Source organism: Streptomyces phyllanthi (assembly GCF_009377205.1).
Classification (GTDB): Bacteria; Actinomycetota; Actinomycetes; order Streptomycetales; family Streptomycetaceae; genus Streptomyces; species Streptomyces phyllanthi.
The window spans coordinates 1-13700 of sequence record NZ_VJZE01000241.1; the positions used below are offsets into that span (position 1 = coordinate 1).

Consider the following 13700-nt stretch of genomic DNA (forward strand, 5'->3'; position numbering starts at 1 on the left):
CACCCAGCCCGTCCGGCGCTTGAGGACAAGGCCGTCAGGCCGGACGAGCGAGGGTCCGGGGGCGGCAGCCCCCGGAAACAAACCCCCGCTCAAGCCCCCGCCCGGTCCGCCAGCGCCGCCGGTGGCTCGTCGTCCATTTCGAAGGCCATGGGGAAGGGCGCATGCCCCGCGAGGCGGAACCAGCGGACCTTGCGATGCCGGCGGAGCGCCCGCGCGGCACGCACCGCGTCGTTGTGGAAGCGGCGCGCCATCGGCACGCGCCGCACCGCCTGCGCCAGTTCCGTCGCGGCCTCGTCACCCCCCGGCGCCTCCCGCACCGCCTCCACCTGCTGCGCCTCCGCGAAGACGGCCCGCAACGCCTGGCTCAACTCGCTCTCGGCGACCTCCCGATGCTCCTCCTCGGCCTGCCGGGCCGCGTGGGCCGCCTCGTACAACACGATCGAGGCGGCCGGATCGAGCACCCCGGAGGTGGCCAGCTCCTGGGTGACCGAGGCCCGCCGCAACAACTGTGCGTCAAGCGCGGCGCGGGCGGCGTCGATACGCGCGTGCAGCCGGTCGAGGCGGCCCGCGGTCCAGCTCAGATAGAGGCCGATGGCGACCAGTCCGACGAGGATCCAGATGAGGGTTGCGGTCACGGGCGGCAAGGCTACCCGCCCCGGTCAGGTCGCCTTCACGTCCCACGCGCACCGGAAACCACCGTGCCCCGTCGAGGAGTCGGGTGTGTTCTTCGAACGCGCGGCGACCCGGTAGCGGTTGCAGTAGGAGGCGTGGCACAGGTACGAGCCGCCGCGGATGACCCGGTGGGCGCCCCGCTCCTCGCCGGACGCCGCGAAGTGGTCGGCGCACCACTCCCACACGTTGCCCGAAGTGTTGTACAGGCCGAAGCCGTTGGGCTCGTACGCGTCCACGGGCACGGTTCCCGTGGCACCGCCCGGCCTGGTACTCACCCACGGAAAGTCGCCCTGCCAGGTGTTCAGACGATCGTGCGCGAAGTCGTCGCCCCAGGGGTAGCGCCGGCCCTCCAGGCCCCCGCGGGCCGCGTACTCCCACTCCGCCTCGGTGGGCAGCCGGGCGCCCGCCCAGGCGCAGTACGCGAACGCGTCGTTGTACGAGACGTGCACCACGGGGTGGTCCTCACGGCCGTGGATGTCCGAGCCCGGCCCTTCGGGCGCGCTCCAGTGGGCGCCCTCGACACCGAGCCACCACGGCGCGCCGGCGACGGCGCCGAGGACGGTGTCCCGCGCGCGTGGGTGCAGCCGCAGATGGAACACGAACGAACTGCCGTACCGTTCCGCCTCGGTGTGATACCCGGTCGCGCGGACGAAGTCGGCGAACCGGGCGTTGGTGACGGCGGTCGCGTCGATCCGAAAGGGGTCCACCCGCACGGTTCGGGCAGGCCCTTCGGCGTCCTCGGGATACCCCTCCCCGAATGCGTCTCCCATACGGAACTCTCCGCCGGGCAGCGACACGGCGGCCGCGTCGTGCGCCGTCAGGGCCTCCACCCGCGGCCCGAGGACGGCGAGTCGGGTAACCGAATCCGCAACCCCGTGCTCACGCGTCCCCCCACGCGCGGGAGCACAGCACGAGCCGTGGTGATCGTCCGCCCCGGTCACTCCCTCAGTCCCGCGCCAGCCCGAACCGCGCGCGCAGACCGGTGCGTTCGTCGGCGGCGACGGCGGCCGTTCCGTCCGTCACCGTCTCGTACACGGACAGGATGTCGGCACCGACGGTCGACCAGTCGAAGCGCCGGACGTGCGCGCTGCCCCGCTCGCGCAGTTCCTCGCGCCGCTTCGGGTCGCCGAGCAGTCGCACGGCCGCGGCGGCCAGGGCGTCGGCGTCCTCGTTGGCGAACAGCTCGCCCGCCGCGCCCTGGTCCAGGACCTGGGCGAAGGCGTCCAGGTCGGAGGCGAGGACGGGCGCTCCCGCCGACATGGCCTCGACGAGGATGATGCCGAAGCTCTCGCCGCCGGTGTTGGGCGCGACGTACACGTCGACGCTGCGCAGGAAGCGCGCCTTGTCCTCGTCGCTGATCATGCCGAGGAACTCGACCCGGGAGCGCATCTCCTCGGGCAGGCTCTCCACGGCCTCCTCCTCGTCCCCGCGCCCGGCGACCAGGAGCCGTGTCTGCGGGCGCTCGGCGAGGATCTTCGGCAGGGCCCTCATGAGCACGGGCAGGCCCTTGCGGGGCTCGTCGATGCGCCCGATGAAGCCGATCGTGTCCCCCTGCCACTCGGGTCTGGGCTTGGCGCGGGCGAAGAAGTCGACGTCCACGCCGTTCGGGATGACGACGGCGTCGCCGCCCAGGTGCTCCACCAGGGTGCGCCGCGCGTACTCGCTCACCGCGATCCGCGCGCTGATCTTCTCCAGGGCCGCCTGGAGGATCGAGTACGCGGCGACCATCGCCCGGGACCGCGGGTTCGACGTGTGGAAGGTGGCGACGATCGGGCCCTGAGCGGCCCAGCACGTCAGCAGGCCCAGCGACGGGGAGGCCGGCTCGTGGATGTGGATCACGTCGAACGTGCCGTCGTGCAGCCAGCGCCGTACCCGGGCCGCCGACAGGAAGCCGAAGTTGAGGCGGGCCACCGAGCCGTTGTACGGCACCGGGACCGCCCGGCCCGCCGACACGACGTACGGCGGGAGCGGTGTGTCGTCGTCCGCGGGGGCGAGGACGGACACGTCGTGGCCCAGGCGAATCAGGTGGTCGGCCAGGTCGCGGATGTGGAACTGGACCCCACCGGGCACGTCCCAGGAGTACGGACAGACGATGCCGATCCTCACGGCGTCTCCTTCCCTGGAGCCTGCGGGGTGTCCGGCCGCTCGGCGCTCCGCGCGGCCTCCCGGTTCTCGGGAGCCATGGCCGGGTCCAGGTCGGCGAGCCACAGGCGCTGCAGCATGTGCCAGTCCTCCGGGTGGTCGGCGATCCCTGTGGCGAAGGCGTCGGCCAGCGCCTGTGTCATGACAGACGTCTTCTCGGCGCGTGTACCTGACTCGGGTACCACGATCGGGGGGTGCACTCTGCCCCGCATCACGGGTGAGTCGTCGTACCAGAGCGTCACGGGGAGCAGGAGCGCGCCGGTCTGCTGGGCGAGGAGGGCCGGTCCGGCGGGCATCCGGGTCTTCTCACCGAAGAAGTCGACCTCGACGCCGGACGCGGACAGATCCCGGTCGGCGACCAGGCAGACCAGTCCGCCGTCGCGCAGCCGCCGGGCCAGCGTGCCGAACGCGGAGCCGCCGTTGTGGGGCAGGACCTCCATGCCGAGGCCCTCGCGGTAGGCGACGAAGCGGTCGTACAGCGTCTCGGGCTTGAGGCGTTCGGCGACCGTCGTGAAGGGCGTCTCCAGCTTGGTGGTGACCCAGGCGCCCGCGAGGTCCCAGTTGCCCAGGTGGGGCAGCGCGAGTATGACGCCCCTGCCCGAGGCGAGGCCGTCCGTGAGGTGGTGGACGTCCTCGGGGTCGAAGCCGTTCCTGACGCGCTCCTCGCTCCACGCGGGGAGCCGGAACGACTCCATCCAGTAGCGCAGATACGAGCGCATGCCCGCCCGCGAGAGCTCGGCCAGGCGCTCCGGGGTCGCGCCCGGCACCACGCGCGCGTAGTTGGCCTCCAGGCGCCGTACGCCCTTGCCGCGCTGCTTCCAGGCGAGATCGGCGATGGCGCGGCCGAGATGGACGGCGACGGGCTCGGGGAGCTTCTTGACCGTGCTCCAGCCGAGGCCGTACAGGGCGTCCGTCAGCCGCTCCTGGGGGCTGCTCACGACGTCGCCTCACTCCCCTGGGACGCGTTCTCGCTGTCCGGGGCGGCGGCACCGGCCTTGGCGGCGGCCTCCGCGGCCTCGACCTCGGCGGACTCACGACGCACCGTGACGACCCGCTGGATCAGCGTGACGAGACTGCCGACGGCCACGATCCACAGGGCGACGGGCAGCAGGTACTGGATGCCGGGCACGCCGAACTTGTGCAGGCCCGCGAAGCCCGCCGCGACCAGGGAGACCACCAGCCGCTCGGCGCGCTCCACCAGCCCGTTGACGGCGACCGGCAGGCCGATCGATTCGCCACGGGCCTTCGTGTACGACACCACCTGGCCGCTCGCCAGGCAGAAGATCGAGACGGCGCACAGGACGGTGTCGTCGCCCTTGCCCGCGTACCAGAGGGCGAAGCCCCCGAAGATCGCACCGTCGGCGACCCGGTCGAGCGTGGAGTCCAGGAAGGCGCCCCAGCGGCTGGAACGGCCAAGCTGGCGGGCCATGTTGCCGTCGACGAGGTCCGAGAAGACGAACAGCGTGATGACGACGGTGCCCCAGAAGAACTCACCCCGGGGGTAGAAGACCAGCGCGCCCGCGATCACTCCGGCGGTGCCGACGAGCGTGACCGTGTCGGGGCTGACCCCGCGACGGATGAGGAACGCGGCGAACGGTGTGAGGACACGCGTGAAGAATGCACGCGCGTACTTGTTCAGCATGGCCTTCCCGAGGGTCGGTGGGCCGCGCGGCCCCTGCTGGCCACCGGCGGGCCCATCGTAGCCACGCGCGCGTGGGCGACGGGCGGGCACCCGCGCCCCGTGTCATGTCCCGGCAGTGCCCCCGTCACCCCCGGGCGGCGCCCGGTTCACCGAGCCGGAACGGCACGATCCCGTCCTTCGTATGGACGCACCGTGACGGGAGTGGAAAGCTCGAAGGGACCGCGGGCGTCATCGGAGCCGCCACCGCACGCGGATCCGCATGTCCGCGCCCACAGTGACCTCACCGTGCACGGGAGGCAGGATCATGGGCGACAAGGCGAACGCACACCCCGGAGCCGCCGGCAGGGCTACGGCGGCCGACCACCCCGCGTCCGTACGGAATGTGGTGCTGGTCGGCCACAGCGGATCGGGCAAGACGACTCTGGTGGAGGCTCTCGCACTGACAGCGGGAGCGGTGAACCGGGCGGGCCGCGTGGAGGACGGCGGCACCGTCTCCGACTACGACGAGATAGAGCACCGGCAGCAGCGCTCGGTGCAGCTCTCCCTGGTACCCGTCGAATGGAACGGGATCAAGATCAACCTTCTGGACACTCCCGGATACGCCGACTTCGTCGGGGAACTCAGGGCCGGTCTGCGAGCGGCGGACGCGGCCCTTTTCGTCGTCTCGGCCTCGGACGGGGTGGACGGCTCGACGCGGATGGTGTGGGAGGAGTGCGCGGCGGTCGGTATGCCGCGCGCCATCGTGATCACCCACCTCGAGGCGGCCCGGGCCGACTTCGACGAGATGACCCGGAACTGCGCGGAGGCCTTCGGCGCGGACGACCCCGACGCCGTACTGCCGCTGTACCTGCCGCTCCACGGCGAACAGGGACCGGACGGGCACGCGCCGGTGACGGGCCTGATCGGGCTGCTCTCGCAGAAACTGTTCGAGTACTCCTCCGGCGAGCGCAAAGAGTCCGAGCCGGGCCCCGACCAGTCACCGCTCATCGAGGCGGCCCGCAACCGGCTGATCGAGGGGATCATCTCCGAGAGCGAGGACGAGACCCTCATGGACCGCTATCTGGGCGGCGAGGCGATCGACCTCAAGACGCTCGTGGAGGACCTGGAGCGCGCCGTCGCGCGCGGGGTCTTCTTCCCCGTCCTGGCCGCCGCACCCGCGGCCGACGGTGCCCGGCAGGGCATCGGCACGGTGGAGCTGCTGGAACTCGTCACCGGCGGCTTCCCGACCCCGCTGGAGCACGAGGCGCCGTCGGTCACCACACCGGACGGCAAGCCGCGTGAGGCCGCGACCTGCGATCCGGACGGGCCGCTGGTCGCCGAGGTCGTCAAGACGGCCAGCGACCCCTATGTGGGCCGCATCTCGCTGGTACGGGTCTTCTCCGGCACCCTGCGCCCCGACGAGACCGTGCATGTCTCCGGGCACGGGCTGGCGGATCGCGGGCACGAGGACCATGACGTGGACGAACGGATCGGCGCCCTGTCGAGGCCGTTCGGCAAGCAGCAGCGGTCGCTGTCGCACTGCATCGCGGGCGACATGGCGTGCGTGGCGAAGCTCAACCGGGCGGAGACCGGCGACACGCTCTCCGCGAAGGACGACCCGCTGCTCATGGAGCCCTGGGAGATGCCCGACCCGCTGCTGCCGCTCGCCATCCAGGCGCACAGCAAGCAGGACGAGGACAAACTCTCGCAGGGCCTGTCCCGGCTGGTCGCCGAGGATCCGACCATGCGGCTCGAACAGAACCAGGACACCCACCAGGTGGTGCTCTGGTGCCTGGGCGAGGCGCACGCTGACGTGGCCCTGGAGCGGCTGCGCAGCCGGTACGGCGTCCAGGTCGACGTGGTGCCGCACAAGGTCTCCCTGCGGGAGACGTTCGCGAACAGGTCGGCGGGGCGCGGCCGTCATGTGAAGCAGTCCGGCGGGCACGGGCAGTACGCGATCTGCGCGATCGAGGTGGAGCCGCTGCCGGGCGGCTCGGGCATCGAGTTCGTGGACAAGGTCGTCGGCGGTGCCGTGCCGCGGCAGTTCATCCCGTCCGTCGAGAAGGGCGTGAGGGCCCAGGCCGCCAAGGGAGTCGCGGCCGGTTACCCGCTCATCGACGTACGGGTCACGCTGCTCGACGGCAAGGCGCACTCCGTGGACTCCTCGGACGCCGCGTTCCAGACGGCGGGCGCGCTGGCGCTGCGCGAGGCGGCGGCCGACGCGAAGATCCACCTTCTGGAGCCGGTCGCCGAGGTGTCGGTCCTGGTCGGCGACGACTATGTGGGTCCCGTCATGAGCGACCTGTCCGGGCGGCGCGGCCGGGTCGTCGGCACCGAGCAGGCGCCCGGCGGGCGCACGCTCGTACGGGCCGAGGTTCCGGAGATCGAGATCGGGCGGTACGCCGTCGATCTGCGCTCGATCTCCCACGGCACCGCGCGCTTCAACCGACGCTATGCCCGGCACGAGCCGATGCCCCCGCAGCTCGGCGAGAAGATGCGCGAACAGGCGAAGGAGCACTGACAGTCCGGGAACGGCAGGCCCGGTGGCTCGGGCCCGGGACATCGGACGGCCGACTGACGTACGGACGGCCGACGACTCGGGCCCGAGTCCTGTGCGCCGCACGCCGGTTCGGCTCGGAGGGCCGGTGGTTCGGGCCCGGAGGCGCGGCGGTTCAGGACCGGAAGCCCGGCGATTCAGGACCGGTAGCCCGGCGATTCAGGACCGGAAGCCCGGCGATTCGCTCAACTCCGTGGTGGTGGGCGGCTCGTGGTGGTGGGCCGCTTTCGGCACCCGGTGACGGATGTCGGTGGGTACGGATACGCTGATCTCCTGATCACGTGGTGGCCCGGTCATGCCACGATCAGGGCGCTGACCTGATCAACAGGTGTGCGAAGCACGGAAGTCGGGAAGGCCGCAGAAGCGGAACTGTGGCGATGGGGGCGGCGGTGGCGGACGACGGATTCGATTTCTCTCCCGGTGCGCAGGTACCACTCACGGGCGCGGCGGGTCAGACAGCGGCGACCTTCGCACTGGCGTCGGCCGCCTACCGGGACAACGAGGTCGGGGAGATCCTCAAGGCCAACAACGAGTGGCACAAGTCCACGGTCAAGCCGGGCCGCAAGTGGGCGACGATCTTCCGGCCCAACCTGGGCGAGGCGTTCTCCCTGGCCGTGCGGGACCGCATGCTGGGTGCCGGACGCAAGTCGCTCATCCAGTCCTTCGGCATGGAGCCGCAGGTCGTCGTGGAGCACTGCCTCGCGGCGAACCGCATCCGCCGGGAGCGGGACAACTGGCTCTCGGCGGTGATGGTGCTGTGCGGCCTGCTGTTCCTGCCCGGACTCCTGCTGTGGCTGCTGGTCTTCCAGATCCGTACGACGGTCGCCAAGCGCGAGGACAAGCGCGCCGGAGCCCTCGCCACGACGCTGCTGGTCGCCGTGGGCGCCCTCGCCGTGATCTTCCTGGTCAAGATGCCGTTCACCGGCTTCTGGTCCTGGTACGCGCGCGCGTGCGTCGTGATGCCCGTGGCCGGCTGGTTCTGGGCCAAGCAGATCTGCGAGCGCACCGCGAGCGATCTGCGTGAGCGCTGGGCGGGCCTGCTGTCGGGCGGCGGCATCGGAGCCAAGATTCCGGAAGCGGTGCCCGGCAGCCCCGGTGAGAGCAGGGCCGAGCAGCTGCGCAAGGAGCTCGCGCGGCTCAGCGCGGAGCAGCGGTCCAACCTCGTCTTCTACGCGGGCCCCAAGGGCATCCTCGGCATGGGCACCCGCTGGGGCAGCTGGCAGCTCGCCGAGGACCTGGTGCCGGCCGACCCCTCCAAGGAGATCCACCCGTTCCGCAGCTGGGACGTCATACGGTCCATCCACGACCAGCTGCGCATGCTGGAGCGGGGCCCGCTGAACACCGGTGGCTTCCCGGCCCCGTCGATCAAGCACTGGATCGTCAGCCCCATCGGTGAGGGCGCGGGGGAGGTGTCCCGGCCCGAGAACGCGGACGTGGACGCGTACCAGTTCAAGTCGCACGCCATACAGGAGATCTGCAACAAGCAGCAGTTCGGCAGCGGGAACCGGCACTACCTGGGTGTGCAGTGGACGCTCTGGGACGGCCAGTTGATCCTCACGATGATGATCACCGTGACCGTGCTGCACCAGACGTTGCGCATCGAGGTGACCGGTCATGCGCTGGGTCCCGTGCACGGGCTGTTCACCACCAAGCCGGCGGCGAAGGAGAAGGAGGTCCAGAAGTCGGTCAGGTTCTGGGAGACCCGGAAGGTGAAGCTCCCGCTGGTCGACCCGGACGAGGTCGTGCGGCTGGCCGCGCGGGCGCCGCTGACCTGGTATCCGCCGGTGCTGAACTGGCTGGGCGGGTCACTGGGGCTGCCCGAGCCGTTCGGTCTGCGGCACGCGTGGGCCGACCAGCCGTGGCGGCACCGCTTCATGGCGGACGACGCGCTGCGGGCCGCGACCCCTGTGCTGCGGGTGGTGCACGCGGCGGCGATCAAGGTCCTCGAGGAGAACGGCGTGGACACCGAGAAGTTCGGCGCCCGCTCCACCTTCCTCAGCACGGCCGTCCAGGACGCGACGCCGAGGAAGGCGGACGTCTACGACGCGTAGCGCGCCGTGGCCGGCCTCAGCCGGTCGGCCACGCCTCCGCAAGCATCTTCCGGGTGTCGGCCAGCAGCTGCGGCAGCACCTTCGTATGGCCGACGACCGGCATGAAGTTGGTGTCACCGCCCCAGCGGGGCACCACATGCTGGTGGAGATGCGCGGCGATACCGGCGCCGGCGACCGTGCCCTGGTTCATGCCGATGTTGAAGCCGTGGGCGCCGGAGGCGGTACGCAGGGCGGTCATGGCCTGCTTGGTGAGCTCGGCGACCTCGGCGGTCTCCGGGACCGTGAGGTCCGTGTAGTCGGCGACATGGCGGTAGGGGACGACCATGAGGTGGCCACCGGTGTACGGGTAGAGGTTGAGCACCGCGTACACGTGCTCGCCACGCCTGATGATCAGCCCGTCCTCATCGGACTTGGCCGGGAGCGAGCAGAACGGGCAGCCGTCGTCGGCCCCCGGGCCGCTGGGCTTGTTCTCGCCCTGGATGTACGCCATCCGGTGGGGCGTCCACAGGCGCTGGAACGCGTCCTGCGTTCCCACTCCGATCTGCTGCTCCGGCTCACTCGTCATGTGGTGCAGCATATGGCGTCGCCTGGGCCCGGCGTGTCGCCGGGGCACTCCCCGGACTCTCTGCCGCCAAGCTGGAGCGGTGGACGGACCGAAGCACGTCGCCAGCCGCGAGGCCCGCTGGGAGCAGCGCGCCGAGGTCCCGCTCGCCGTGGCGTCCCTGCTGTATCTCTCCTCCTACGCGGTCCGTGTCCTCGGCCACGACCTGCCCGCCGCCGTACGCGACCTGAGCCTGGCCATGACGCTCGCGATGTGGGCGCTGTTCGTCATCGACTACGCGGTGCGCTGGCGGCTCAGCGGCGCCGGGCCGCACTTCCCGCACCGCCACTGGCTGGACACTATGGTCGTGCTGCTGCCCCTCCTGCGGCCACTGCGCTTCGTCAGGCTGTACGAGGCCGTACAGCGCAGGCACGGCCACCCCCGGCTCGTCCTGCAGGCGCGGGTGATGATCTACGCGGGCCTGTCGGCCGCGTTGCTGGGCTGCGCCGGCGCCCTCACGGTCTACCACGTGGAACACGCCGCCCCGGACGCCACGATCCGCACCTTCGGTGACGCGTCGTGGTGGACCGTTTCGACGCTCGCGACGGTCGGCTACGGCGATGTGGTCCCTGTGACGCCGCTGGGACGGCTGGTCGCGGTGGGCGTGATGGGCTGTGGGCTGGGGCTGCTCGGCTCGGTGACCGGCTCGTTCTCGTCCTGGCTGCTCCAGGTGTTCGCACGCGAGGGCAAGGAGCAGCCCACGGGCGCCGCGGATGACGGCACAGACGGCGGGAGGCCCCTCGAGCACTGAGCTCCGGGGGCCTCCCGCCGTACGGACGTCCGCAGGACCACCCGGTCCGTCAGACCTGCACCCGGTCCTCGACCACCTGCGCGATCTTGGCGATCGCCTCCTCGACCGGAATGCCGTTCTCCTGCGAGCCGTCGCGGTAGCGGAAGGAGACGGCGCCGTTGGTCATGTCCTCGTCGCCCGCGATGACCATGAAGGGCACCTTGGCCCTCTGGGCGTTGCGGATCTTCTTCTGCATGCGGTCGGAGGACGCGTCGACCTCGACGCGCAGACCCGCGGCCTTCGCCTTCTTGGCGAACTCGTTCAGATACGGCACGTGCGCGTCGCCGATCGGGATACCCACCGCCTGCACGGGCGCCAGCCACGCCGGGAACGCGCCCGCGTAGTGCTCGAGGAGCACCGCGAAGAAGCGCTCGATGGACCCGAACAGCGCGCGGTGGATCATGACCGGCTGCTGCTTGGAGCCGTCCGCCGCGGTGTACTCCAGCTGGAACCGCTTGGGCTGCTGGAAGTCGACCTGAATCGTGGACATCTGCCAGGAGCGGCCGATCGCGTCCTTGGCCTGGACGGAGATCTTCGGACCGTAGTAGGCCGCGCCGCCCGGGTCGGGCACGAGCGGGAGGCCCTGCTTCTCGGCCGCCTGGCGCAGTGCCTCGGTGGCCTCCTCCCACTCCGCGTCCTCACCGATGAACTTGTCGGACTCCGGGTCGCGGGTGGACAGCTCCAGCTCGAAGTCGGTCAGGCCGTAGTCGCGCAGCAGGTCCAGGACGAAGGTGAGCAGCGAGTCCAGCTCGTCCGCCATCTGCTCCTTGGTGCAGTAGATGTGCGAGTCGTCCTGGGTGAAGCCGCGCGCGCGGGTCAGGCCGTGCACGACGCCGGACTTCTCGTAGCGGTAGACCGTGCCGAACTCGAAGAGCCGCAGCGGAAGTTCGCGGTACGAGCGGCCGCGCGCCTTGAAGATCAGGTTATGCATGGGGCAGTTCATCGCCTTGAGGCGGTAGTTCTGCCCGTCGAACTCCAGGGGCGGGAACATGCCGTCCGAGTAGTTCGGCAGGTGCCCCGAGGTCACGAAGAGGTTCTCCTTCGCGATGTGCGGGGTGTTCACGAACTCGTAGTTCGCGTCCTCGTGCTTCTGCCGCGAGTAGGTCTCCATCTCGCGGCGGACGATGCCGCCCTTGGGGTGGAACACCGCGAGACCGGAGCCCAGTTCCTCGGGGATCGAGAAGAGGTCCAGCTCGGCGCCCAGCTTGCGGTGGTCGCGCTTCTCCGCCTCGACGAGGAAGTCCAGGTACGCCTTCAGCTCGTCCCTGCTGGGCCACGCGGTGCCGTAGATGCGCTGGAGCTGCGGGTTCTTCTCGCTGCCGCGCCAGTAGGCGGCGGCCGAGCGCATCAGCTTGAACGCGGGGATGTTCCGGGTGGTGGGCAGGTGCGGACCGCGGCAGAGGTCCTTCCAGCACAACTCGCCGGTCTTGGCGTCCAGGTTGTCGTAGATGGTGAGCTCTCCGGCGCCGACCTCGGCGTCCGCGCCGTCCGCGGCGTTCGCCGCGTTGCCCTTGAGACCGATGAGCTCCAGCTTGTACGGCTCGTCCGCCAGCTCGACGCGCGCGTCCTCGTCGGTGGTGACCCGGCGCGCGAAGCGCTGTCCGCGCTTCTGGATCTCCTGCATCTTCTTCTCGATGCGCTTGAGGTCCTCGGGGGTGAACGGCTCGGCGACGTCGAAGTCGTAGTAGAAGCCGTCCTTGACGGGCGGGCCGATGCCCAGCTTGGCCTCGGGGAAGATCTCCTGCACGGCCTGCGCCATCACGTGCGCGGTGGAGTGCCGCAGGATGTTCAGACCGTCCTCGGAGGAGATCTCCACGCTCTCGACGGTCTCGCCGTCCTTCACCTCGTAGGCGAGGTCCTTGAGCTCGCCGCCCACGCGGGCCGCGACGATGGTGCGCTCGCCGGCGAAGAGGTCGGCGGCCGTAGTGCCCGTCGTCACCACGCGCTCTTCCCGCTCGGAATCGCGTTGGATGATCACACGGACGTCTGACACCGGTCTCTCCTGCCTGATGGGTGAGCGCGTACACGTACGCGTACGCAGACAGGAATCGTACCGAGCCCGGGGTGCCCTCTGCGAAACGGTTATGCCCCGCGGTCCTCACTCCCCGCCGCACGCCTCCTCGAAGAAGGCCATTTTCTCGACCGTCTCCTGCAGTGCCTTCATCAGCCGGTCCCGCTCCGCCTCGTCGACCTGCACAGGGGCGACTCCCGAGGCATGGGTGAGCCGCCGGAACCCGTCCCGGCTCTCCAGCCTGCCGTGCACTCGTACCGGCAGTCCGAGGAGATGGGCGTGGCCCGCTATCCGGTACGACTCCTCGTCCAGCGTCATCCGGACGTGCGACACCTCGGCCCCGGCGAGGACCCGCAGCCGCACGGTGCCCTCGCCGCGCGGGTCCGACCTGCGCATCCGTACGACGGCTCCGGTGAGGCGCACGGACACCGAGGGTTCTTCACGGAGGTAGCGGTCCCCCGCCGCGCGCAGTGCGGGCAGGTCGCCCGGGGTGAACTCGACGGGCTCGGCAGAGGTGGCACATCCCTCGGGGACTCCGGCGGCCGGGGCCCAGGCGACGGCGATACGGGCGCCCTCGGTGCCGCGTACGAGGGCCACCAGCGCCTCGGTGAGCTCGTGGCTGACGCCCGCCTCGACGGCTCCGTCGAAGGCATCCATGCCGCCGGTGGCGCGTTGGTAGTCGATGGCCTCACGGGTCGCGTACAGCGCCTGGTGGAGGCGCACGGCCAGGGGGCGGCCGGTGGTGACGGGCACGAAGGCGATGAGGCTGCGGCCGTCGGGGGCGGACTGGACGGGGACGTTCTCCAGGGACGCAGCGGCGGGACGGCGGTGCCGGGCGCCGTGGTAACCCGCACGCGCGCGTGTGGCGAGCGCGCCCGCGAGCAGCATCTGGCGGGCGGCGGTGCGCAGTTGGTCCTCGACGGCCCACGGCGCGGCGCCGGCGGGTCCGGTCGGGGCATCCCGCCACCAGCGGATCTCGTCACTGGGGACGGCGAGACCGATGAGGACGTGGCGGGCGGAGGGGGACCCGCTACGGGAGAGCGCCTCCAGGGCTTCGCCCAGCAGGTCGTCGCTGTCGGGGAAGGCCCGGCTCTCGGGCACGAGCAGGCTCGTACCGGAGCCGCCCGGTCCGGGAGGGGTCCAGCGGCCGTAGCGTCCGGCGGCCCCGCCACGCCGCAGCCAGCCGTGCCGGCGGAGCAGGGCGCCGAGGACCGCCGGGTCGACGCGGCCGGGCTCGGGCGGCCGGGTCCAAACG

General features: G+C 71.1%; 10 protein-coding genes and 1 pseudogene. 3 read left to right on the plus strand and 8 right to left on the minus strand.

Annotated features, from left to right (window positions below; all coding sequences use genetic code 11):
* Positions 1-89 precede the first annotated feature (89 nt).
* From FNH04_RS27970 to pgsA, 5 genes and pseudogenes are all read right to left on the minus strand, one after another.
* Entirely contained in the window at positions 90-635 is a 546-nt protein-coding gene (locus FNH04_RS27970) for a LemA family protein (protein WP_322724042.1), read from the minus strand.
* Positions 636-659: 24 nt separating this feature from the next.
* Positions 660-1613, minus strand: coding sequence for a formylglycine-generating enzyme family protein (locus tag FNH04_RS27975; RefSeq protein ID WP_449343787.1), 954 nt, complete (start codon positions 1611-1613; stop codon positions 660-662).
* Between the two features lie 4 nt (positions 1614-1617).
* Complete coding sequence (locus tag FNH04_RS27980; protein WP_322724043.1) at positions 1618-2778, minus strand: glycosyltransferase family 4 protein; 1161 nt, start codon at positions 2776-2778, stop codon at positions 1618-1620.
* The gene (locus FNH04_RS27985) at positions 2775-3752 is read right to left on the minus strand and encodes a phosphatidylinositol mannoside acyltransferase (RefSeq protein WP_322724044.1); all 978 of its coding nucleotides are present in this window, start codon (positions 3750-3752) and stop codon (positions 2775-2777) included. The genes FNH04_RS27980 and FNH04_RS27985 overlap by 4 nt, the downstream gene beginning before the upstream one ends.
* A pseudogene (pgsA, locus tag FNH04_RS27990) lies at positions 3749-4512 on the minus strand (phosphatidylinositol phosphate synthase). The gene FNH04_RS27985 and the pseudogene pgsA overlap by 4 nt, the downstream one beginning before the upstream one ends.
* Before the next feature lie 248 nt (positions 4513-4760).
* Between pgsA and FNH04_RS27995 the strand changes: the two are divergent.
* Both FNH04_RS27995 and FNH04_RS28000 read left to right on the plus strand, forming a co-directional pair.
* A complete protein-coding gene (locus tag FNH04_RS27995; RefSeq protein WP_152788570.1) occupies positions 4761-6956 on the plus strand; it encodes an elongation factor G-like protein EF-G2 in 2196 nt (731 codons plus the stop codon).
* A 413-nt stretch (positions 6957-7369) separates the two neighbouring features.
* Complete coding sequence (locus FNH04_RS28000) at positions 7370-9043, plus strand: hypothetical protein (protein ID WP_152788571.1); 1674 nt, start codon at positions 7370-7372, stop codon at positions 9041-9043.
* Positions 9044-9059: 16 nt separating this feature from the next.
* On the opposite strand, the gene FNH04_RS28005 is transcribed toward FNH04_RS28000, so the two are convergent.
* Positions 9060-9620: an HIT family protein gene (locus FNH04_RS28005; RefSeq protein WP_152788572.1), complete on the minus strand. Its 561-nt coding sequence runs from the start codon at positions 9618-9620 to the stop codon at positions 9060-9062.
* Positions 9621-9687: 67 nt separating this feature from the next.
* Here FNH04_RS28005 and FNH04_RS28010 point away from each other — a divergent pair, with 67 nt between their 5' ends.
* Positions 9688-10395 (plus strand): potassium channel family protein, encoded by a 708-nt coding sequence (locus FNH04_RS28010; protein ID WP_322724046.1) that lies wholly within the window; start codon positions 9688-9690, stop codon positions 10393-10395.
* 49 nt (positions 10396-10444) lie between these two features.
* On the opposite strand, the gene thrS is transcribed toward FNH04_RS28010, so the two are convergent.
* Positions 10445-12427, minus strand: coding sequence for a threonine--tRNA ligase (gene thrS, locus FNH04_RS28015; protein ID WP_322724047.1), 1983 nt, complete (start codon positions 12425-12427; stop codon positions 10445-10447).
* 105 nt (positions 12428-12532) lie between these two features.
* Positions 12533-13700 (minus strand): hypothetical protein (locus FNH04_RS28020; RefSeq protein WP_152788575.1); only part of this gene is annotated, 1168 nt, incomplete at its 5' end.